The 20,687-nt window shown below is 37.0% G+C and carries 21 protein-coding genes; 13 read left to right on the top strand and 8 right to left on the bottom strand.

The genetic code is table 11. The features are described from left to right. Positions 1 to 74: 74 nt before the first annotated feature. Positions 75 to 1,769, bottom strand: coding sequence for a methyl-accepting chemotaxis protein (locus QUF91_RS24455; RefSeq protein ID WP_289419674.1), 1,695 nt, complete (start codon positions 1,767 to 1,769; stop codon positions 75 to 77). Positions 1,770 to 2,031: 262 nt separating this feature from the next. Next, positions 2,032 to 3,027, bottom strand: a complete 996-nt coding sequence (locus tag QUF91_RS24450; RefSeq protein WP_285399813.1) for a M23 family metallopeptidase — start codon at positions 3,025 to 3,027, stop codon at positions 2,032 to 2,034. Positions 3,028 to 3,472: 445 nt separating this feature from the next. On the opposite strand from QUF91_RS24450, the gene QUF91_RS24445 reads away from it, so the two are divergent. The 3 genes from QUF91_RS24445 (at position 3,473) to QUF91_RS24435 (ending at position 8,159) form a co-directional block, all read left to right on the top strand. Beyond that, positions 3,473 to 5,368, top strand: coding sequence for a PrkA family serine protein kinase (locus QUF91_RS24445; RefSeq protein ID WP_353957876.1), 1,896 nt, complete (start codon positions 3,473 to 3,475; stop codon positions 5,366 to 5,368). 172 nt (positions 5,369 to 5,540) lie between these two features. Beyond that, positions 5,541 to 6,698 carry a sporulation protein YhbH gene (yhbH, locus tag QUF91_RS24440; RefSeq protein WP_285399810.1) on the top strand — a complete coding sequence of 386 codons (1,158 nt, stop codon included), beginning with the start codon at positions 5,541 to 5,543 and terminating at the stop codon, positions 6,696 to 6,698. Between the two features lie 57 nt (positions 6,699 to 6,755). Beyond that, the gene (locus QUF91_RS24435) at positions 6,756 to 8,159 is read left to right on the top strand and encodes a SpoVR family protein (RefSeq protein ID WP_289419673.1); all 1,404 of its coding nucleotides are present in this window, start codon (positions 6,756 to 6,758) and stop codon (positions 8,157 to 8,159) included. 181 nt (positions 8,160 to 8,340) lie between these two features. Here the strand turns inward: QUF91_RS24435 and QUF91_RS24430 are convergent, their stop codons facing one another. Continuing rightward, positions 8,341 to 8,742 carry a hypothetical protein gene (locus tag QUF91_RS24430; protein WP_285399806.1) on the bottom strand — a complete coding sequence of 134 codons (402 nt, stop codon included), beginning with the start codon at positions 8,740 to 8,742 and terminating at the stop codon, positions 8,341 to 8,343. Positions 8,743 to 8,929: 187 nt separating this feature from the next. On the opposite strand from QUF91_RS24430, the gene QUF91_RS24425 reads away from it, so the two are divergent. Then, positions 8,930 to 9,805, top strand: a complete 876-nt coding sequence (locus QUF91_RS24425) for a radical SAM/SPASM domain-containing protein (protein ID WP_285399804.1) — start codon at positions 8,930 to 8,932, stop codon at positions 9,803 to 9,805. A gap of 133 nt (positions 9,806 to 9,938) precedes the next feature. Here QUF91_RS24425 and QUF91_RS24420 read toward each other — a convergent pair whose 3' ends face one another. Then, positions 9,939 to 10,328: a helix-turn-helix domain-containing protein gene (locus QUF91_RS24420; RefSeq protein WP_285399802.1), complete on the bottom strand. Its 390-nt coding sequence runs from the start codon at positions 10,326 to 10,328 to the stop codon at positions 9,939 to 9,941. Positions 10,329 to 10,543: 215 nt separating this feature from the next. Between QUF91_RS24420 and QUF91_RS24415 the strand changes: the two genes are divergently transcribed. Continuing rightward, positions 10,544 to 11,191 (top strand): restriction endonuclease subunit S, encoded by a 648-nt coding sequence (locus tag QUF91_RS24415; RefSeq protein WP_289419672.1) that lies wholly within the window; start codon positions 10,544 to 10,546, stop codon positions 11,189 to 11,191. Between the two features lie 77 nt (positions 11,192 to 11,268). Here the strand turns inward: QUF91_RS24415 and QUF91_RS24410 are convergent, their stop codons facing one another. Then, the gene (locus QUF91_RS24410) at positions 11,269 to 12,942 is read right to left on the bottom strand and encodes a ribonuclease J (RefSeq protein WP_289419671.1); all 1,674 of its coding nucleotides are present in this window, start codon (positions 12,940 to 12,942) and stop codon (positions 11,269 to 11,271) included. A 203-nt stretch (positions 12,943 to 13,145) separates the two neighbouring features. Here QUF91_RS24410 and QUF91_RS24405 point away from each other — a divergent pair, with 203 nt between their 5' ends. Further along, complete coding sequence (locus tag QUF91_RS24405) at positions 13,146 to 13,907, top strand: DUF2935 domain-containing protein (protein WP_289419670.1); 762 nt, start codon at positions 13,146 to 13,148, stop codon at positions 13,905 to 13,907. Between the two features lie 100 nt (positions 13,908 to 14,007). Here the strand turns inward: QUF91_RS24405 and QUF91_RS24400 are convergent, their stop codons facing one another. Further along, a complete protein-coding gene (locus tag QUF91_RS24400) occupies positions 14,008 to 14,502 on the bottom strand; it encodes a L,D-transpeptidase family protein (protein WP_285399796.1) in 495 nt (164 codons plus the stop codon). Between the two features lie 241 nt (positions 14,503 to 14,743). Between QUF91_RS24400 and QUF91_RS24395 the strand changes: the two genes are divergently transcribed. The 5 genes from QUF91_RS24395 to QUF91_RS24375 all read left to right on the top strand — a co-directional run bounded on the left by QUF91_RS24395 (position 14,744) and on the right by QUF91_RS24375 (position 16,422). Beyond that, a complete protein-coding gene (locus QUF91_RS24395; RefSeq protein WP_285399794.1) occupies positions 14,744 to 14,977 on the top strand; it encodes a hypothetical protein in 234 nt (77 codons plus the stop codon). Between the two features lie 43 nt (positions 14,978 to 15,020). Further along, positions 15,021 to 15,230, top strand: coding sequence for a hypothetical protein (locus QUF91_RS24390; protein ID WP_285399792.1), 210 nt, complete (start codon positions 15,021 to 15,023; stop codon positions 15,228 to 15,230). 15 nt (positions 15,231 to 15,245) lie between these two features. After that, entirely contained in the window at positions 15,246 to 15,443 is a 198-nt protein-coding gene (locus tag QUF91_RS24385) for a gamma-type small acid-soluble spore protein (RefSeq protein WP_285399791.1), read from the top strand. 77 nt (positions 15,444 to 15,520) lie between these two features. Beyond that, positions 15,521 to 15,697, top strand: a complete 177-nt coding sequence (locus QUF91_RS24380; RefSeq protein WP_285399790.1) for a cysteine-rich CWC family protein — start codon at positions 15,521 to 15,523, stop codon at positions 15,695 to 15,697. A 143-nt stretch (positions 15,698 to 15,840) separates the two neighbouring features. Continuing rightward, on the top strand, positions 15,841 to 16,422 hold the full coding sequence (locus tag QUF91_RS24375; protein ID WP_285399789.1) for a DUF305 domain-containing protein: 582 nt from the start codon (positions 15,841 to 15,843) through the stop codon (positions 16,420 to 16,422). Positions 16,423 to 16,505: 83 nt separating this feature from the next. Here the strand turns inward: QUF91_RS24375 and QUF91_RS24370 are convergent, their stop codons facing one another. Further along, on the bottom strand, positions 16,506 to 17,096 hold the full coding sequence (locus QUF91_RS24370; protein WP_289419669.1) for a metallophosphoesterase family protein: 591 nt from the start codon (positions 17,094 to 17,096) through the stop codon (positions 16,506 to 16,508). A gap of 210 nt (positions 17,097 to 17,306) precedes the next feature. After that, positions 17,307 to 17,504 (bottom strand): hypothetical protein, encoded by a 198-nt coding sequence (locus tag QUF91_RS24365; protein WP_289419668.1) that lies wholly within the window; start codon positions 17,502 to 17,504, stop codon positions 17,307 to 17,309. A gap of 229 nt (positions 17,505 to 17,733) precedes the next feature. Here QUF91_RS24365 and QUF91_RS24360 point away from each other — a divergent pair, with 229 nt between their 5' ends. Then, positions 17,734 to 19,230, top strand: coding sequence for a class I adenylate-forming enzyme family protein (locus QUF91_RS24360; RefSeq protein WP_289419667.1), 1,497 nt, complete (start codon positions 17,734 to 17,736; stop codon positions 19,228 to 19,230). 364 nt (positions 19,231 to 19,594) lie between these two features. Next, positions 19,595 to 20,581 (top strand): C39 family peptidase, encoded by a 987-nt coding sequence (locus QUF91_RS24355; RefSeq protein WP_289419666.1) that lies wholly within the window; start codon positions 19,595 to 19,597, stop codon positions 20,579 to 20,581. Positions 20,582 to 20,687: the final 106 nt, after the last annotated feature.

Here is a 20,687-nt window from a genome sequence, read left to right as displayed (position 1 = left end):
CACCCAAAACCGCTCGGGTAAACCAAAAAAGTAATCAGGTATAGTCTGAAATGGATTGGATTGAAACCTATACCCTAAATAGTGAATTTCTGTAATTGGCTATTTAACTCTTCAGCCATACTAGCGAGCTGGTTCGCGCTCTTTGAAATTTCGTCCATAGTAGCGGCTGTTTCCTCTACAGTTGCTGTTGTTTGTTCTACACCAGCAGCAGACTCTTGGGAAATAGAAGCCATTTCATCAATTGCGGCATTGATGGACTCGGAATTTTCAGCAACTTTATCTAGATTGCCTGAAATGGTATTTATGTTAAGAATCATATCCTCAACAGCTCCTGAAATTTGTTCGAATGTTTCATTTGTTTGATTGAGTTGTGCTGTTCCTCTTTTTACTTCCTCATAGCCTGATTGCAAAGCAGTTGTTACATTGCCAGTTTCACCTTGAATGCGGTTGACGATAGTGGAAATATCCGTGACAGAGAATTGAACTTGTTCTGCAAGCTTACGAACTTCATCGGCTACTACTGCAAACCCTTTACCATGCTCTCCTGCACGAGCTGCTTCGATGGCAGCATTTAAGGCAAGTAAATTTGTTTGATTTGAAATGTCGTCAATGACTGACACCAGTTTGGAAATTTCAGCAGACTGCACATTTAAGCCTTCCACTTTTCTTACTGAATCTAATACAATTTCATTAATGGCTGCCATTTGTTGTGTTGATTGCACCATCAAGCCTTTGCCTGTAGTTGTTAAATTCTGTACATGATTTGAGTGCTCTTTTAATTCAATACCTTCCTGTGTTGTTTCGTGAATACTACGTTGGAAAGTAACCATTGTTTCAGCTAAATCACCTGCAGTGGATGCTTGTGTTTCTGTGCCAGAGGCTAACTCCTGCATAGTCACGGTAATTTGTTCTGTACCTGTTTGTACTTCATTAGAAGATTGAGCAAGCTCTTCGCTACTAGCAGCTACTGTTTCGGAAACAGCATGAATAGAGCTGATCGTTTGCTTTAATTTTTCATTCAAATCATTCGCTGAAAGCATTAATTGACCAATCTCGTCACGGCGAGTTATTGGAAGTGGTTCATGTTGTAAATTACCATCTGCCAATTCGTTCATACGCTTTGAGACAACTGTAGTAGGTTTAGATATTTTGCTAGCTGTAATAATGGCAATTAGAATACCTGCAATTGTCAATACAATACTAACAATTAGTCCAATTATTTTATTGTTTTTGCTTGTAGATACTACATCTCCTCCTATTTTAGTAATTTCTTCCGTCCGTGTATTGGCTAATTTTTCATAACCCGTACGAACTTCAGTTACAAGATTATTAATAGCCGTTAAATTTTGTAATGCTAATTCTTTATCGCCTTTTTTATAAACATCGAATACCTCTGTATTGACACGATTGCTCCACTCGCGTCCCATTTCTACCAGACGTTCACGCTCAGGATTTTTATCGTATTTCTCCATGATGCTATTGCTTTCTTCAGCAATTTTTCGATATTCTTTAAAAGTTTCTATGTATTTTTCATTACCCGATGCGACGTAGCTTAAAGCTGCAGAGAGACGAACACTCATAGACATTGCTAAATTTTTACTTGCTGTTAAAACAATTAAATCTTCATTCACTAAATCGTCAGCTTGTTTTTCCATCTTCGTATTAGAAATGTAAGTATAGATATTAAAACAAACAACTAATACTAATAGAAGAAGAAATGCACTTAAAATTCGGGCTTTAAGTGTTTTAAACTGAAAAATCCCTTTCATCTTTTCCCAACCCTTTGCTTTTTTTATTGTTATAGTACAAAGGTTATTTTATAACTAAATCTATCTATAAATAAGTACTTTTGATGGAAAAAATAAAAATAGTTGTTTTAGTACAATAACACTTTGTTGTTAATGATGTAGGTAGTTAAAAATATATGTCATATGTACAATTCTGAAGTTTTTTAAATACCTTTATGCATTTTTACCTACCTAAAAGAAAAAAGCACTTGCTGCAAAGGTGCACCAAGCGCTCTAACATGTATTATTGTTTTGCTTTTTTTGCTAGTCGTTCCCATTGTAGTAATGATGGGTATGGATCAAATGCCCATTCTGTACGACCATTGAACTTATATATGCCATAGTGAAGATGAGGTGGGAATTTTCCGGATGTTCCTTCTTTACCGTAGCCAGAGCTACCAACATAACCGAGAACAGTTCCTGGCTCAACAAGATCTCCTACTTCAATCTCCTTATTATAGCTACCCAGATGGGCATAATAATGATAAGAGTTATGATTGTCTCGAATTCCTATGCGCCAGCCACCAAATTGGTTCCAGCCTTTTACTTCCACTACTCCATAAGAAGTAGAAACTACTGGAGTACCGTAGCTAGCGAAAATATCGGTTCCTTCATGAATACGGCGTCCGCCCCAGCCCCTATTAGCACCCCATGTACCCCGATAACTGTAATCGTAATTAGTAGGAACTGGGAATGTGTGGGCATCTAGCTCAGTTGTTTTGAAATGACTATACATTTTGGAAATGGTGAAAATTTGATTTACGGCTTGCTCACTTCCGTAATATTCCCATAAAGCTAATTTAAAGTCCTCATCAGTTGTTCCAAATTTACTTAAAAAAGTAGCCATGGAGAATATAACATCGGCGTCTTCGTTTGGACTGGCAGCTCCATCACCATTGCCATCTAGTCCCATCCCGCCAAAGTAACTAATTGTTTCTGGGCGGGTGTCATCTCTTACAGGATTTAAAGCACCTGACCAATATTCATCAGAAAATTGAATGGCAATGATCCCATCCCGTTTCGGAATATCTTTACGAACTGATTGCAAGTTTCGTTCATATTGGTCAATGGCTGCTAAAAAATGCCACGGAATGAGTAATTCGTCAAATTGTACGTAATAGACCATACGTTGCTGCACAATTTCTTCTTGAGTGGGTTCTTCTTTTGCTAAAGCAACCGTGGGGAGAGTAAAACTCCATAATAAAATCCATGATAAAAGGAATATAAAATGGCGATTCAATAATGGACCTCCTTTCTAACGTTAGAATAACCGAATTTTTCATCTTCATTCAGCACTTTTTGTGGGAAAACGAAGCGGTAAAAATGAGCAATTTTTGTGATGAAAACGTGCTTATAGCGTAGGGTTCATTTCCGTTCCGACTGGGGCTTTGTTGTAGTTGCCGCTTTGCTTTCGCTACAGAAAACATTTGTTGTTGTTGCTGTCGCTACGCTTTCGCACCAATCAACTTATATAGAAAATGTTTCAATAAATATCATCCTGATTTTGGTAATGCGCCAATAAAACGTCAGTCGAAATGAATAATGTTTAAATTTATTCTTCCATTCAGCAGAAAAAAATTATAGGCAATATAAGAAGAAACTTCGATAAAGAAAAAGTATTGGGTATCATAATGTCATTTCCTTCATACTATGTTATAAATCAAGCCCTGAATGGAGGGAAGGCTATCAACATTTTAGATAAAGTGAAAAGCTATCGCGAAGAAGAAAATCGGCTGAAGTGGGAAGGGACATTTGCAGATTACTTAAATATCATCAAGGAAAGACCTGAAGTTGCTCAAACAGCCCATTCACGCGTCTACAATATGATAAAAAGTAGTGGTGTAGAGCAACGCGATGGGCAAAAAATGTACGAATTTTTTGGTCAAGAAATTTTTGGGCTTGAAACAGCAATTGAAAGACTGGTGGAGGAATATTTCCATCCGGCAGCACGCAGATTGGATGTTAGAAAACGTATTTTGTTACTAATGGGACCAGTGAGTGGTGGTAAATCAACAATAGTGACCTTGTTGAAACGCGGACTTGAGCAATTTTCGCGAACAGATGAAGGTGCAGTTTTCGCAATTAAGGGATGTCCAATGCATGAGGATCCTCTACATTTAATTCCACATCATTTACGTAATGATTTTTATGAGGAGTATGGTATACGAATTGAAGGAAGCTTATCGCCTTTAAATACGATGCGTCTTGAAAAGGAGTATGATGGACGTATTGAAAATGTGATAATTGAACGTATTACTTTTTCTGAAGACAAACGTGTAGGTATAGGAACCTTCACACCATCGGATCCAAAATCTCAGGATATTGCTGATTTAACAGGTAGTATTGATTTCTCAACAATTGGAGAATTTGGTTCAGAATCAGACCCACGTGCTTATCGTTTTGACGGTGAGTTAAATAAGGCAAATAGGGGTATGATGGAATTCCAGGAAATGTTAAAGCTTGATGAAAAATTCTTGTGGAATTTACTGTCTTTAACACAGGAAGGTAATTTTAAAGCAGGTCGCTTTGCATTAATTAGTGCAGATGAGTTAATTGTTGCGCATACAAACGAAACGGAATATCGTTCATTTATTTCAAATAAAAAGAATGAGGCGTTGCATTCACGAATTATTGTCATGCCGATTCCGTATAACTTAAAAGTTAGTCAGGAAGAACTGATTTACGAAAAAATGATTAAAGAAAGTGATATGTCACATGTTCATATTGCGCCGCATGCATTAAAGGCCGCAGCAATCTTTTCGGTTCTAACAAGACTTGAAGTACCGAAAAAGCAAGGTGTGGATCTTATTAAAAAAATGCGACTGTACGACGGAGAAAATGTGGAGGGATTTAATTCCGTTGACTTAGAGGAGCTTAAAAAAGAGTTTCCGAACGAAGGCATGAACGGTATTGATCCACGGTATATTATTAATCGTATTTCTTCTGCTATTATCCGAAAAGAGATACCATCTATTAATGCGTTAGATGTTCTGCGTGCCCTAAAGGATGGACTTGACCAGCATGCTTCGATTTCTCAGGAAGATCGAGAAAAATATATGAACTATATTGCAGTTGCTCGAAGAGAGTATGATGATATTGCCAAAAATGAAGTGCAAAAAGCTTTTGTTTATTCGTATGAAGAGTCTGCAAAAACATTGATGAATAACTATCTCGATAATGTTGAAGCATTTTGTAATAAAAATAAGATTTTCGATCCATTAACTGGTGAAGAAATGAATCCTGATGAAAAATTAATGCGCTCTATTGAGGAGCAAATTGGTATTTCAGAAAATGCGAAAAAAGCATTCCGTGAGGAGATATTAATTCGTATTTCTGCTTATGCTCGAAAAGGAAAACGTTTTGACTATAATTCTCATGAAAGATTACGAGATGCAATCCAGAAGAAGCTATTTGCGGATCTCAAGGATGTCGTGAAAATTACAACATCCTCAAAAATGCCGGATGAATCACAGTTGAAGAAAATTAATGAGGTTGTAGCAAGACTTGTTGATGAACATGGCTATAATACAACGTCTGCTAATGAATTATTGCAATATGTTGGTAGTCTGTTAAATCGTTAATTTCGGATCTAAATGACCAGATAGGAGTGTCCCATTTCAGGGCACTCCTTTTAGCTTCATTTACAAAGCGAAATGACAATGAAATGTAATTGATTTCACTAAAGAAGTTCAAGAAAGCGACTCACTAGCATAGTATAGAAAAAATGAATTTGATAGATGGGTGAGGATAAAAATGACTGAAAACGAAAATAAACGCTTTGTCATCTCTCAGGAAAATTGGTCCCTCCATCGTAAAGGGCACCAGGACCAGCAACGTCATATGGAAAAAGTGAAAGATGCTATTAAGAATAATTTACCTGATTTAGTTAGTGAAGAAAGTATTGTAATGTCCAATGGTCGAGAGGTTATAAAAATTCCTATCCGTTCACTTGATGAATATAAAATTCGATACAACTACGATAATTCCAAGCATGTTGGGCAAGGACAAGGCGATAGTAATGTAGGGGATGTCATTGCACGTGATGCCAGCAGAGGTAATCAGGCTAATGGTAAAGGAAAAGAAGCGGGTGACAAACCAGGCCATGACTACTATGAAGCTGAAGTAAGCATTGAAGAAATTCAAAATGTGTTATTTCATGAGCTTGAGTTACCGAACTTACAGCAGAAAGAAAAAGCAGATATTAAGACGGAGAAAATTGAGTTTAATGATATTCGGAAAAAGGGTTTGATGGGAAATGTTGATAAGAAGCGCACAATCCTCAATGCGCTAAAGCGTAATGCAATGCAGGGTAAAGCAGAAATTACGCCGATTCATAATGAGGACTTACGTTTTAAAACTTGGGATGAAGTGGAGAAACCTGAATCGAAAGCAGTAGTTCTTGCGATGATGGATACAAGTGGCTCTATGGGCTCCTTCGAAAAATATTGTGCTAGAAGCTTCTTCTTTTGGATGACAAAATTTTTGCGCTCAAAGTATGGAACTGTAGATATTGAGTTTATTGCACATCATACAGAGGCAAAAGTAGTGACAGAAGATGAATTTTTCACGAAGGGAGAAAGCGGAGGAACGATTTGCTCATCTGCCTATATAAAAGCATTGGACCTAATTCGGGAAAAGTATAATCCTTCTCGCTACAATATTTATCCAGTACATTTTTCAGATGGCGAAAATATTTCAATGGATAATGAAAAATGCTTGAAGCTAGTCGGAGAGTTAATGGACGTTTCGAGCATGTTTGGCTATGGTGAAGTCAATCAGCATAACCGCTTTTCTACACTTATGTACACATACAAAAAAATTGATGACCCCAAATTTAGGTATCATGTTTTGAGAAAAAAAGGCGATGTTTACGATGCCTTAAAGAGCTTTTTCAAAAAAAGTGAATCTTAAATGGTGAAAGAAGTTGAATCATGGTAAGTAATCATGTTCAAGGGAGGGGGCGAAAAGATGGAAATGAAAGAGCTTCAACGAGCGATTGATGAAATTACAGAAATTGCCTCAAGCTTTGGCTTAGATTTCTTTCCAATGCGCTATGAAATTTGTCCAGCAGATATTATTTATACATTTGGCGCATATGGTATGCCTACTCGATTTTCGCATTGGAGCTTTGGTAAACAATTTCATAAAATGAAGCTTCAATATGATTTAGGGCTAAGCCAAATTTATGAGCTAGTCATTAACTCAAATCCATGCTATGCATTTTTACTCGATACAAATACGCTAACACAAAATAAATTAATTATTGCGCATGTATTGGCGCACTGCGATTTCTTTAAAAATAATGTACGCTTCTCCAATACTAGAAGAGATATGGTGGAGAGCATGACTGCGACAGCTGAACGAATAGCTGGTTACGAAAGGGAATACGGAAAGGATGAAGTCGAACAGTTTTTAGATGCAGTTTTAGCGATCCAGGAACATATCGATCCATCTCTTTTACGACCAAAATTGTCTTGGCAAACGGAGGAAGAGTATGAAGAGGACATTCTTCCGGCAAAATCACCGTATGATGATCTATGGAGCTTAGATGATAAGGAAAAAGCGTATAAATCGATAAGGCGAAAAATAAAGAACTTCCCGCCAAAGCCAGAAAAAGATTTATTGCTATTTTTAGAGGAGCACAGTCGAGAACTGGAGGACTGGCAGCGAGATATATTAACGATGATGCGTGAGGAAATGCTTTATTTTTGGCCACAATTAGAGACGAAAATTATGAATGAGGGCTGGGCTTCTTATTGGCACCAACGAATAATGCGGGAGCTTAAGTTAACAACGGCTGAGACGATTGAATATGCCAAATTAAATGCAGGCGTTGTGCAGCCTTCCAAAACATCTATTAATCCGTATTACCTTGGCGTGAAAATTTTTGAGGATATTGAAAATCGCTATAATCATCCAACGGAAGAGATGAGAAAGTTAGGTGTTCAACCGAACTCAGGTCGAGAGAAAATGTTTGAGGTAAGGGAGATAGAGTCGGATATATCCTTCATTCGCAACTATTTAACGAAGGATTTAGCAAGGCAAGAGGATCTTTATTTGTTCCAGAAGAAGGGCAATGAGTATCGTATTACAGATAAGGATCATGAAATGGTACGAGATCAGCTCGTATCGATGCGTGTAAACGGAGGGTTCCCATATATCGTTGTTAAAAATGGGGATTATCTTCGTAACGGTGAGCTCTATTTAGTGCATGGTTATGAGGGAATGGAGCTGGATCCACGCTATTTAGAAAACGTTTTGCCATATATTCATCAGCTATGGGGTCGTCCTGTTCATTTAGAAACATATGTAGATGGAAAGCCAATCCTTTATTCATATGATGGTACAAAAAATTATAAACGCAATGTGTGACAAAAAAACTTCTATCTGTTGCTATGAAAATTCTTTGCAGATAGAAGTTTTAATTTTTGAAAGTCTTACATAAAGGTTCTGTGACGCTAATTTCCAAGAAGTCGCCCAGCCGGAACGAAGATCAATTTACATGGTGTACTTATATTTCATCCAAAATTTTGGTGATGAACTCAAATACACTTTATTCATTTGTATCTTCATCTAACAATGGAGAGGACTCATTTTCATCTTCACTACTTTCACTATGATTCGAAGATGAATGGATATCGCTGTCGATTACTCTGCTGTTTCTTACTTTTATGCCTTGTTGTCCGCCAGCTTCATCATTATCGTCACCGGCAATACCGCTCCTGCCGTTTCCGTCCGCGAATTGAGAATTTACGTTTCGAGTATGACTGCCATTTAGTGCATTTTGACCGCCTTGGTTGGCATTAGTACCTACATCCTTATTGATTTGCCCACCACCCTCGGCCCTTTGTTCAAGGTGGATATCCGTATTGCCGATATTAAAAGTAAAATTGATGGTAATATGATTTTTGGATTCCTTCTTTGAATGTTCATTCTCAGGTGTATAGTCAGACATAGTTTTCACTCCTTTCATTTCAGTATTACTAATAAGTTATTAATGTTTCTCAAATTTACTTGTATATGTAGCCCTAAGATTCATAAATAATGCAAGGGGATGGAGACTGAAAGACTGTTCCTGATCGTAAAATTTGTTAAAATGAATAGGATTTGAATATATAAAGAACTGGAACGGTGAATCAACGTTGAGAACATTTAAAAAAGTTTATATAGAAATAACGAGTGTCTGTAATTTGGCATGTAGCTTTTGTCCACCAACTGCTCGTGCAAAGGGACTTATTAAAGTGGAACAATTTAATAAAATACTGGATGAAATACGTCCTCACACGAAATATATTTATTTGCATGTAAAAGGGGAGCCGCTTTTACATCCACGTATTGATCAGCTGCTTGACGCAGCACATGAGAAAGGTTTTAAAGTTAATATTACAACGAATGGTACACTGATTAAAAAGAATCGTGAAAAGTTATTAGGGAAACCAGCCTTACGCCAAATCAATTTCTCTTTACATAGCTTCGATGGTCATGAGGGATCGGAGAATCGTGAGAAATATTTAGGGGATATTTTGGACTTTGTTCGTGCAGCGAGAGAATATAATACGATTATTTCATATCGTTTATGGAATTTACAAAAGGAGCATGTAACGGATATTGCAGCGAGAAGAAATAGGGAAACGCTCGAAATTCTAGAAAATGAATATAATCTGGATTATCGCATTGAAGAAAAAGTACAGCCCGGTAAAGGTGTGAAGATTGCTAATAATATTTATTTAAACCAGGATCATGAATTCAGATGGCCAAGCTTACTTGAGCCTGAGGATGAAGGAAAAGGCTTTTGCCATGCACTTCGAAGCCAAGCTGCTATTCTTGTGGATGGTACAGTAGTGCCATGCTGTCTTGATGGTGAGGGCGTTATTAATTTAGGGAATGTGAACGAGAAATCCTTCACGGACATTGTTCAGGGTGAGCGTGCCAATAATATTGTCGACGGATTTTCACGAAGAGAAGCAGTAGAGGAACTGTGCAGAAAATGTGGTTATCGTCAAAAGTTTGGTATGTAAGGAATAAATCCATTTGGTTTTAGACTAAATGGATTTTTTATATGGACAACATAAGGGCATGCTAAAACATTAAAACAGTGCACTAAGAATTATCGGAAAAAATTTGTAGGTAGCCGTCAAAACAGCTCCAATGTCATTGACTATTGGAGCTGTTTTTCTTTGATTGTGAATCGATCGTATCTAAAAAATCTTTCGTAATGCGTACTACGTATTTTACCTCGTCTAAATTGCGCTCCCTTAATACTGAGCGATGTATGTCAAGCATGAGGTTCTTTTCTTCAATATCAGTAACACCAGATAATTTTTGGAAATTAAAAAGCTCCTCAGGGACAATATCTAATGCTTTCATCAGCGATTCTAAAGTGCTCAATGTGATATTAGATTGCCCATGTTCAATATTTGAGATTCGTCCTTTACTAAAACCTAACTTCCCCGTTCTTTCTGCCACTTCTTCCTGACTAAGCCCCTTGGATACCCTAATAATACGGAGTTGTTCACCTACTAGCTTTAAAAAGTCTGACATATGATTCACCTCTATGTAAAAAGCTAGTGAAAAACATTAAAAATGCCTATACTATTATATTGGTATAATAGAGATATTGTTATCGTTAAATGGTACTATTGTTGGTAGGAAGGTTTTATTAAGAGAAAAGGCTTATGGAAAAAAACAGTGTTGATGATTCTTCAGTGGCTTGTTTTGGGTATACATAACTAAGTTAAAGATTGGAGGATTCAGGCATGGTAAAGCGTTATCGATTAGATGAAGTTGCTAAAATAGAAACGGGAAAAATAATAACGAGGAAGGAATATTTTGCGAATTCTGGATTCCCCTTAGTTACGGCAGAATCTTTAAAAAGGTTAATGTTGCATGGTGATATTGAACGATTACCAAAGATTAATAGGGTATTTAATAACGATTTTAAGTGTGCACTAGTACCGGCTAAAACCATCATTGTTACGAGAACTAATGTGAATAAATATATATATCAATGTGAAAATGAAGTATGTATTGCAAATGATGTCGTGGCCATTATTCCAAATGAAACAATTATTTTAAGTGATTATTTAATGCATTTTCTTAGTTGGTATGACATTAAAGAATGGCATCATTTGCATGAAATACCTATTGATATTCCGATGATTGATATCCAACAAAAAATGATGCAACTTTTAAATACGATTCAGCATTTATTAAAAAATAAAGAGTCATTGCTAACAGCAGTAGAGGGACTACCACGGCATTTTGACCAATTTTCGATGCAAATAGAAAATCACTCAAAAAATTTACATCATGGATTTAATCAGGCTCAGAATCTTTACGATGTTATGCTTCACAAAATATTTAAAGGAGAGCTTTACAAAGAAATGCCCGGGACTGAACTTTAATAAAGATTCAAGGTAAATCGGGCTGCGGATAAAATTTAGTCGGTGCAAAGGGGAAAATAGCCTTCACACCGACTTTTTTAAATTTCGATAATTATAGGTAAAATCATTGGTTTTCTTTTTGTTTGAGAAAATAGATATTGGCCGACAGCTCTTTTGATCTCTCTTTTTAAGACATGTATTTGCTGTTTCCCTTCTTCTTGAAGCTCAGTTGTAGTTTCTTTGACGAGAATATTTACTTTGTTCAAAAGCGCTTCAAAATCTTTAGCATAAACAAAGCCTCGTGAAATGGTATCTGGTTCTGAAATAAAGGCACCATCTACCTTATTTAGTGTTAAAACGATGACAAGCATGCCGTCTTCTGAAAGCTGTTTGCGATCTCGTAAAACAATTCCTTCGACTTCACCGATTCCGATCCCGTCGACATACGTATCCCCTGACGGAATTTTACGTGTTTGTCTAGCCATTGCATTTTCAATATCAACAACATCTCCGTTTTTGATAATGAATGTATGTCCTCGTTTCACACCGACTGACTCAGCTAGCAAACGATGCTGATGCAGCATACGGAATTCACCATGAATCGGAATGAAAAATTTAGGTTTCATTAGCGTAAGCATTAGTTTTAGATCTTCCTGGTGGCCGTGTCCTGAAACATGCATTCCTGTATGACTAGAGGAGCCATAAATAACCTTTGCACCTAGCTGGAACAAATTGTTGACGATTCGTGAAACACTCTTCTCATTCCCTGGAATAGGAGATGAAGCAAAAATAACTGTGTCATCAGGCAAAACTTTGACTTCGCGATGATTGCCACTTGCTAAGCGAGAAAGAGCAGCTAATGGCTCTCCCTGACTACCCGTACATAGTACAACAACATCTTCAGGTGGAAGATATTTAACCTCACGAGCATCAATTAATATATCCTCTGGAACGTCTAAATATCCTCGCTCAAGTGCCACATCTACAACATTCACCATACTACGCCCAAGTAGAGCTAGCTTTCTATTTGTAGCAATCGCTGCATCTACAATTTGTTGAATACGATTAACATTAGAAGCAAAAGTAGAGATAATGATTTTGCGCTCGGCATGTAAAAATGCATCTTCAATATGATGACCGACAAGCTTTTCTGATGGTGTTAACCCAGGTCGTTCGGCATTGGTACTTTCAGAAATAAGCACTAGTACGCCTTGCGATCCTATTTCAGACATTTTATGAATATCAGCAAATTGATTATTGACAGGCGTTAAATCAAATTTAAAATCGCCAGTGTGCACTACATTTCCTTCGGGGGTATTAATAACGATTCCTAAGCAATCAGGTATACTATGGTTCGTTCTAAAGAAACTAACATCAACTTGTCCGAAATTTAATGATGAATCGGAATGAATTTCTATTAAATCGGTCTCTCGTAAAAGCTTATGCTCTTTTAACTTTAACTCGATTAAGCCAAGAGTAAAACGCGTCGCGTAAATAGGAACATTTATCTTTTTTAAGAAATAAGGAATACCACCAATGTGATCTTCATGCCCATGTGTCACAATTAATGCTCTAATCTTTTCTTTATTTTCTTGTAGGTACGTAATATCAGGGATTATTAAATCAATACCTAGTAAGCTTTCGTCTGGAAACTTAGCACCACAGTCGATAATTAAAATATCGTTTCCATACTGTACTCCATACATATTTTTACCAATCTCATTGATGCCACCTAAGGCGAAAATAGATAATATATTATCTTTCGTGGACAAGCATATTCCCTCCTAATTTTTAAGGTCAATTAAATGAAGATGCACCTTAAATAAAAATTGAATTGGTTCGTTACTACAGCATTATGTAGTATAGCTTTAAGCGTTTCATCCTATACGAAAACTTACTTCCCAAGGAGCATTAATATTATATTTCCAAGAAGAATAGAATAGAGGAACGTATAGAACGAAGGAGATGTGAATGTTTGTCGAATTATGTACAGCATGCTGTATTTGAACATAGGTTTTGGCTAGGGATAATGAAAGATCACGCACAATTTATTCATGATTCATTGTATCCATCAGAGACTGAGGAAATTAAAAAAGCAAGCTCATTTATCCACAAATTTTCTCAGCTTCTGGCCTATGTAAATTCGTTAGATGCTAGTAATGCGGTTTCCTTTTCACTTACTGTCGCTGAGGCTGTAGAACAACTCAAGCAATTTAAGTTTCATATCCTTAGAAAGCAATTAACGGGAGATATTAATATTCATCTTTCACCTTCCTTTATCAATCATATGGTGAATGAATTAGTGGAGTATCAAAATGTTCTTAGCTACTTGAAGCAAGGCGAAGTCCCGCCAATCTTTCATGAACTTCATCATCACTTAGTATGGCTGTTAGATGCATCTGGACATGCAGGTATCATTACTGACGATTTAGATGGTGTAGAAAGAAGATTACGCCAAAAAAGTACTGCCTTTGCTCAACATTTTGAACAATTTTATTTAAAGGCAGTAGAGCTTACAGGATATTTGCGTGCGAACATAAACTCTTTCCCCGCATTGAATCGCTTTAATCAAGATGTAGAGATAGAAATGAAATTATTTAAAACCTTTTTACGTGAGTTAGAGGAAATGGAATTAAGTGCAGAAGTACTAGGAACATTTACGGCTCCAATGGCCGATCATATGCTAAGAGAGGAGCAATATTATTTATCGAAGCTAGCACAATCTAGAGGTGATTAATTTACAGTGAAGAGGTTATTTTAGATATAACCTCTTCAATTAAATCAGCATAATGTTCCGATAAAACTAAAAAACATTCCGATAAAATCTTAGAATTTTTTTAAGGATGGATAAAAACTCCAGTGCCAATTGGAACTATGCTTGCAAGCTCTTCGACATCCTGATTATGCATGCGAATACAGCCATGTGAAACTGCATGACCGATAGAGCTAGGATCATTGGTTCCATGTATACCGTAATGCTCTTTAGATAAACTCATCCACATTGTTCCAAACGGACCGCCAGGATTTGGAGCCTTATTAATAATAATAAAATTGCCGATAGGCGTATTGTGTAGCATTCTACCAACTGCAATTGGGTATTGCTTTTGAAGAATATTGTCTTTATATAACCGTAGCCAACGATTTTCAGTAGAAATTTCTATTCTATAAGGAATTGTATTTGGATCTGGAAAACCAGGTATAACAATTTGTTGTCCGATATAAAGTACATTTGGATCTATCCCAGGATTAGCTGCAAGTATAGACGATAGCGGTGTACGATAATTTCTAGCTATTTGCGCCAATGTTTCGCCTGCTTTAACTGTATGGATCAAAATCATCACCTCCAATAAAATAAGGCTCATCACCAAAAAATTATGTGTATACGTTGATTAGAGCGAACGCCCTAGCCGGAACGGAAATCAACTCAACGTTTTGGTGATGCGCACAAAATAATTCCTTTCATACAGGTTATGCTGAAATAGATAAATATTTTCGTGAGGATAGCAACTACAGTTAATTGGATAGGATAAGCATTGAACAAATCATAATCAGTAATCGAGGAGTTATTTATAAATGAAGGAATTTAAAATTACTTATTTCTTTGATGAAATGCATTATGTAAGAAGATTTATTCATATTGAGTCACAGGAAAAAGCAGAAGCATTAGTTCGAAGCGAACGAGATCAATATATATCCTTTACAGATAGCAGAGGGATTTATCATGAGCTGCATACAAGAAATGTTCGGGTCATTCAAATATCTGAATATCACCGTGTCGATAAAAGTGCAAAAATAAAAGGCATATAGTTTGTCTAATATTGCACATACTAAAGATAAAGGAGTGTGAAAGATGGACATAGAAAACGTACCACATGAGAAAAAGATATTTATGAATTTAGCAAGCAAGAACAAACCAGACATGGTTGAATCAGATACTATTAGTCTTTTCGATTTACATGAAGATATGCAAACGGTAGATGCTATACCGATTAAAGAGCTAAATAAAAAAGTGAAAAGAGAAGGCGATGAATTAATCGAATTGCAGCCTGATGAACTATAGAAGGTAGGGATTTGTATGACTGAACAAAACGAGACTCAGTTTACTTCAGCTGGAACTGATATTCATGAAGTAAAAAGAAAAAATGCAGAAGCTGGTTTATCTTACAATGAAGTAAAAAAGCTACTAGCCCAAAGTGGTGGGGTCGGTACAGAAATATATAGTGATACCGACAAGGAAGAAGTAAAGCAACAGATTCATGGGAAAAATCAATAAGTTATTGTGGAGGAGTATGAAATTGAGTACTCCTCTATTTTTTATTTTACAATGTAGAAATGTAAGGAGGTGTACGAATGGAGGAAAACAATTGTCCGTTATGTGGGCAAGAAAATCATTGTGGGGTAGTAAAAGGGCAAAAGGATTGCTGGTGTATGACGGAAAAATTTCCTGAGAAAATCTTTGAAACGGTGCCTCAAGAGCATAATCAATGTATTTGTCAAAAATGCTTGGATACATATAAAAAAGAATAGTTCGTTTTTGTGGCAAAAGCACATTGTCGGCCATAAATTACTTCTATCAAAAACGATGGGCAATAAATGATTATCAAATTGGTACAATTGTCTACAGCACTACAACCTATCAGGCATACATTACTCTGAAAGGAGTGTGTCTAATGGCTAAACCAATTGTACTTAGTAATGTTACACAGGCTTATTTAGCGGAATACCAAAGGATTCTCGACAAAATGATTCAGGGCATGACCTATGTAACTATTACATGTAGCATTTCAGAAAATTTTATTAAGCAAATTTTACCGCATCAAGTAGCTGCTATTAAAATGTCAGAAAATGTTTTGCGATACACAACAAATCTACTTGTACAAGAACTTGCATTAGAAATAATAGAAACAAGTACAGAGACTGTTGAATGTCTCGAAGCGATACAAAATAGATGCTGTATCGTGCAAAATTCAGAATATGAATTGTACGAATATATGTGTGCATATAAAGAAATTACTGAAGTAATGTTCAAGGCAATGAGCTTACCACCAGTTTCTAATAACATTAATATAAATTATCTTCGAGAGATGATTGTTCACCATCAGGGCGGAGTTCGACTTGCGCAAAACGTTTTAAGGTTCTGTATTTGCCAAGAATTAATACCAATCCTTAAAAATATGATTAAAACGATGTGCGATCGAATTTGCGATATGGAAAAATTACTTGATGCTTTACAGGATTGTGAAAATTGCTAGATTGGTGAAAAAACGCTAGAGTCGAAATCGATTTTAGCGTTTTTTTGTCGTATGTAGATTTGCGTAAATCTTAAAAACGAACCTTAATTGACAGAAGAAGCGCACATAAACGTTACTGTTCGTTTATCACTATCGTAGAGACACCACTCACGGTGATCCACAACAGAGCCAACATTGATGCCGTAGTGCTTTTCTTGTAATGCAATCGGTTGGCCAAAGCGAATGTGAATAGGTAGCTTTTTATTTTGATGATAAAGACCAGATTCATGACTATGTCCGAAGAAAAGCAGCGGTTTTTTGAATGGGGGGAATGTAGGTCGCCATGTCACACTCCATGGAAATTGATGTCCGTGCATAAGTGTTGCACCATCAATTTCCATTGTTTCAGGTAGCTCTGTGAAACGTTTGATGCCAGTTACACGTGTAATACGCTCCTCCTGATTGCCACGAATAGAGGGGAATGTTAGTAAATTTTCGAAATCATTATCCACTATCGCAGCTCTTTGTAGCGGTAAATTGGACATTGTTTGTGCCTTTTTTTTACTTACAGTACATTCATATAAATCACCTAATCCTAATATTCTTGCATCTTTCGCAGTTTGCTGAATGTGCGCTAGAACTGCCTTTGTATCTTCTATATTAGAATGTAAATCTCCTAAAAGTGCGTACAGCATTTTAACCAGGCCTTTCCTAAAAAATAATTGTACAAATATCATACACCTAACAGAAATTGATAGAAAAGTAAAATGTCTGGTTCATCACCGGAACGTGTGGATGATTTCCGTTCCGACTGGGCGCTTTGTAGCTGCCGCTTCGCTTTCGCACAGATAAAACAATTGTAGCTGCCGCTTCGCTTTCGCTACAGAAAACATTTGCCGCTGCCGCTACGCTTTCGCACAGATAAAACATTTGCCGCTGCCGCTACGCTTTCGCGCAGAGAAAACACTTGTAGCTGCCGCTACGCTTTCGCACAGATAAAACATTTGTAGCTGTGCACAGAGCAAAGCTTCCTGAGGGTGTCCGATGAGCCGCTTCACTCGCAAGGCTCGCTCCAAGGTCTCATCTGTGACGCTGATCCCCAAGGAGTCGCCTAGCTGGAATGGAGAAGAACTAATATACAGAGCATCTATCTCTAACTTTTTGTAAAAATCACCAATTTTCTCTTATGTGTGTAAAAATTGCTAACTTTCGCATAGATTGATAAAATGTAAGAGTAATTTTCTGAATTTTCATATTACAAGAGCGGTAAATCTTTTATGGAGATTCTATGCATTATGAGGGTTATGAATATTAAAAATTGGGGGGCTTTTGATGACGATGTTAATGACAGAAATTGTTCAAAACTATGCTATACAACAACCAAATGGAATTGCAACGTTATACGACGGAGAACAGATGAGCTATAGTGACTTTTATAAACGTGCAGAAAAATTTGCAGCGTACTTACAAGAGCAAGGTTATGAAAAAGATGATGTGATTGCATTATACACGCTTAATTCAGATTTATTTTTAGTCGCTTATATAGGTGTTCAATTAGCTGGCTTTGTAGTAATGCCTATTAATACAAAATTAGCTGCCCCAGAGGTCGAATTTATTTTTAACCATTCAGAAGCTAAAGGTCTTATTTATGATGAAAGAATAGAAGAAATACTCGCTGATATTCCATATACTTTCCAGCATCGTGTTGGCCTTCTAGAAATGAAGGAAATGATCCAAAGCTATGATGGTAAGCTAAAAGTTGTAAAACTGGAGCCTGATGATACTGCTGTTGTTCTATACACTTCTGGTACGACTGGTAAACCAAAAGGAGTGATGTTAACGCATCAAAATATTGTATCCTCTGCGGAAATATGGTCATTATCTATGGATATGACCAATGAAGATAGAATGTTTATTTGTACGCCTTTATTTCATTGTGCAGGGCTTCATGTATTTGCGATGCCGATGTTTTATAAAGGTGGTACTCTTGTTATTGAAGAGGCTTTTTCTCCGACAAATACATTAGAGCAGCTTGCCACAACGGCAGCGACAATTTTCTTTGGTGTTCCGTCCATGTATACAATCATTTTAAATACACCTGACTTTAAGGAACATGCATTTAAAAGTTTACGTTTATTATGTTACGGGGCAGCGCCTATGCCGTATGAGCTTGTTAAGCAAGTGAAAGAAACATTCCCTAATGTAAAGGTACAAAACCTATATGGACAAACTGAGAATTCTCCAGCTGCCACTTCCCTGTTAGATGTCGATGCATTGACAAAGATTGGATCAGTAGGAAAACCATTAGCACAGACAGAGGTCCGCGTTGTCGATAGCTTTGGTGAAACTGTGCCAGCAGGTGAGGTAGGAGAAATTTGTGTCAAAGGACCTCAAGTGATGAAAGGCTATTTACGTAATCCTGAAGAAACAGCGAGAGCAATGAAAGATGGCTGGCTCTATTCAGGAGATTTAGGACGTTTTGATGAAGAGGGCTATCTCTATATTGTAGATCGTAAAAAGGATATGATCATTCGTGGTGGGGAAAATATTTATCCTATCGAGATAGAAGAGGTTTTATATCAACTACCAGAAATTTTAGAAGCAGCCGTTGTAGGTTTACCACATGAAGTATATGGTGAAGTTCCGAAAGCATTTGTCGTCTTGAAGGAAGGGAAATTCCTCGATGAAGAGGCGATATTGGCGTATTGTCGGACTCAGCTTGCGAAATATAAAGTGCCACATGAAATTGAATTTTTAGATGAATTGCCACGTAATGCTTCCGGTAAAGTTTTAAAGCATACATTGCGCCCAAAAGTAAGCATTCCCTAAACCGAGCATGTGAAATATGAAACTCGAAAGTAGCAAGATGATTATACCTTGATGGGGCGTCCGCTGAATGAAGCTTATAATTTAAGTCATTTCATAATCCGTGACACAGATGTTTTTGCGCGAAAACGAAGCATCAGTAGCCTGAGTTCCTCTATTTCAGTAGCTGTTCGGACACTACTGAAAAGGAACCACATTTGCATTCATCTCACCAGCTTCAGAAATGGAAGTCCTCTGACGAATGAAGATAAAGTGAACCAAGTTAAAATAGGAACGTCTATGAAATTAGCGTATAATAGAGTCTATGACAAATTGAAATAATAGAATTGAAGTTTTGTCTTCAAACTGGATAGGAGCGGAATTTGTCTTGTGGACGGGGTATAAACGCCTTTTATTAATAGGTATTATGATAATCATGCTACTTTCGAGCTGCAATCCATTTTCACAGCAGGAAAAGCAAAAGAGTGAATTGACTGTGTTAACGGTAGAGTTTAATAGTGGTGCACCGATTCCTAACCTTTACATAACTGCCACAGATGTAAAGACGGGTGAAATAGTTGAGGATGTGGTTGGCTCTGAAGAGGGCGAAGCAACATTTTCGAAACTTAAAGAGGGACGGGAATATGCTATTGCTGCAACTACGCTTGAAAATAGTACGACAAACGATGGCTATACGACAATCGAACATTTTACGTATGATGCAACAAAGCCGTATTATCGATTGCAAACACATTTTTCAAGGGACGAGCAGGAGCTAGATGTACCAGTTGTTATGCAAAATCCTGAACTACCGCATGGCTGTGAAATAACATCGTTAACAGCAGTCTTAAATTATTATGGTATGAACGTTACAAAGCTTGAAATGGCAGATAAGTATTTACCAAAGCAAGATATACGAACTGTAGGAGGACAACGCATTGGTCCAAATCCTGAGAAGGCTTTTGCGGGGGATCCTAGTGATAAAGCAGAGGGTATGTATGTCTTTGCAGCTCCAATTGTAAAAGCCGCAGAAGCAGTAATAGCAGATAAAAAGGCAGATTTACGTGTCACAAATAGGACGGGTGCCTCACAGGACGAAATATTACAGCTTGTCCGTGAAGGAGTACCAGTTGTGACATGGGTTACGTTAGATTTATCAGAACCCAAAACAAGTCCACCTAAGGGCTGGATATATGAAGGTGAAACAGAGTCGCGTGAAGCTTATATGAACTTGCATGCTGTTGTCTTAACAGGGCATTTAGGAGATAAAGTAGTTGTCATGGACCCATTAAAAGGCTTTGTCACTTATAATGTAGATCAATTTTTTAAAAGCTATCAAAAGCTAGGTAAACACGCTGTAGCAGTTCATAAATAGATTCAAGAGAGCTATCAGGAGTACAAGGAAAGTATGTTACACTAATAAAAAAGACTCATCACCAAATAATAGGATAATATTCAATAAAACGTCCATTTATACAAGT

Origin of the sequence: Lysinibacillus sp. G4S2 (genome assembly GCF_030348505.1) — a bacterium.
Classification (GTDB): Bacteria; Bacillota; Bacilli; order Bacillales_A; family Planococcaceae; genus Lysinibacillus.
The sequence above is the reverse complement of the archived record's forward strand: the minus strand, read 5'-3'. Positions and strand labels throughout refer to the sequence as shown.

What these genes read in the sequence shown, in the direction of transcription:
- QUF91_RS24455 (WP_289419674.1), bottom strand. Translation starts at nt 1,769, where the DNA reads ATGAAAGGGATTTTTCAGTTTAAAACACTTAAAGCCCGAATTTTAAGT.
- yhbH (WP_285399810.1), top strand. Translation starts at nt 5,541, where the DNA reads ATGACTGAAAACGAAAATAAACGCTTTGTCATCTCTCAGGAAAATTGG.
- QUF91_RS24435 (WP_289419673.1), top strand. Translation starts at nt 6,756, where the DNA reads ATGGAAATGAAAGAGCTTCAACGAGCGATTGATGAAATTACAGAAATT.
- QUF91_RS24430 (WP_285399806.1), bottom strand. Translation starts at nt 8,742, where the DNA reads ATGTCTGACTATACACCTGAGAATGAACATTCAAAGAAGGAATCCAAA.
- QUF91_RS24420 (WP_285399802.1), bottom strand. Translation starts at nt 10,328, where the DNA reads ATGTCAGACTTTTTAAAGCTAGTAGGTGAACAACTCCGTATTATTAGG.
- QUF91_RS24415 (WP_289419672.1), top strand. Translation starts at nt 10,544, where the DNA reads ATGGTAAAGCGTTATCGATTAGATGAAGTTGCTAAAATAGAAACGGGA.
- QUF91_RS24395 (WP_285399794.1), top strand. Translation starts at nt 14,744, where the DNA reads ATGAAGGAATTTAAAATTACTTATTTCTTTGATGAAATGCATTATGTA.
- QUF91_RS24390 (WP_285399792.1), top strand. Translation starts at nt 15,021, where the DNA reads ATGGACATAGAAAACGTACCACATGAGAAAAAGATATTTATGAATTTA.
- QUF91_RS24385 (WP_285399791.1), top strand. Translation starts at nt 15,246, where the DNA reads ATGACTGAACAAAACGAGACTCAGTTTACTTCAGCTGGAACTGATATT.
- QUF91_RS24380 (WP_285399790.1), top strand. Translation starts at nt 15,521, where the DNA reads ATGGAGGAAAACAATTGTCCGTTATGTGGGCAAGAAAATCATTGTGGG.
- QUF91_RS24375 (WP_285399789.1), top strand. Translation starts at nt 15,841, where the DNA reads ATGGCTAAACCAATTGTACTTAGTAATGTTACACAGGCTTATTTAGCG.
- QUF91_RS24370 (WP_289419669.1), bottom strand. Translation starts at nt 17,096, where the DNA reads ATGCTGTACGCACTTTTAGGAGATTTACATTCTAATATAGAAGATACA.
- QUF91_RS24360 (WP_289419667.1), top strand. Translation starts at nt 17,734, where the DNA reads ATGACGATGTTAATGACAGAAATTGTTCAAAACTATGCTATACAACAA.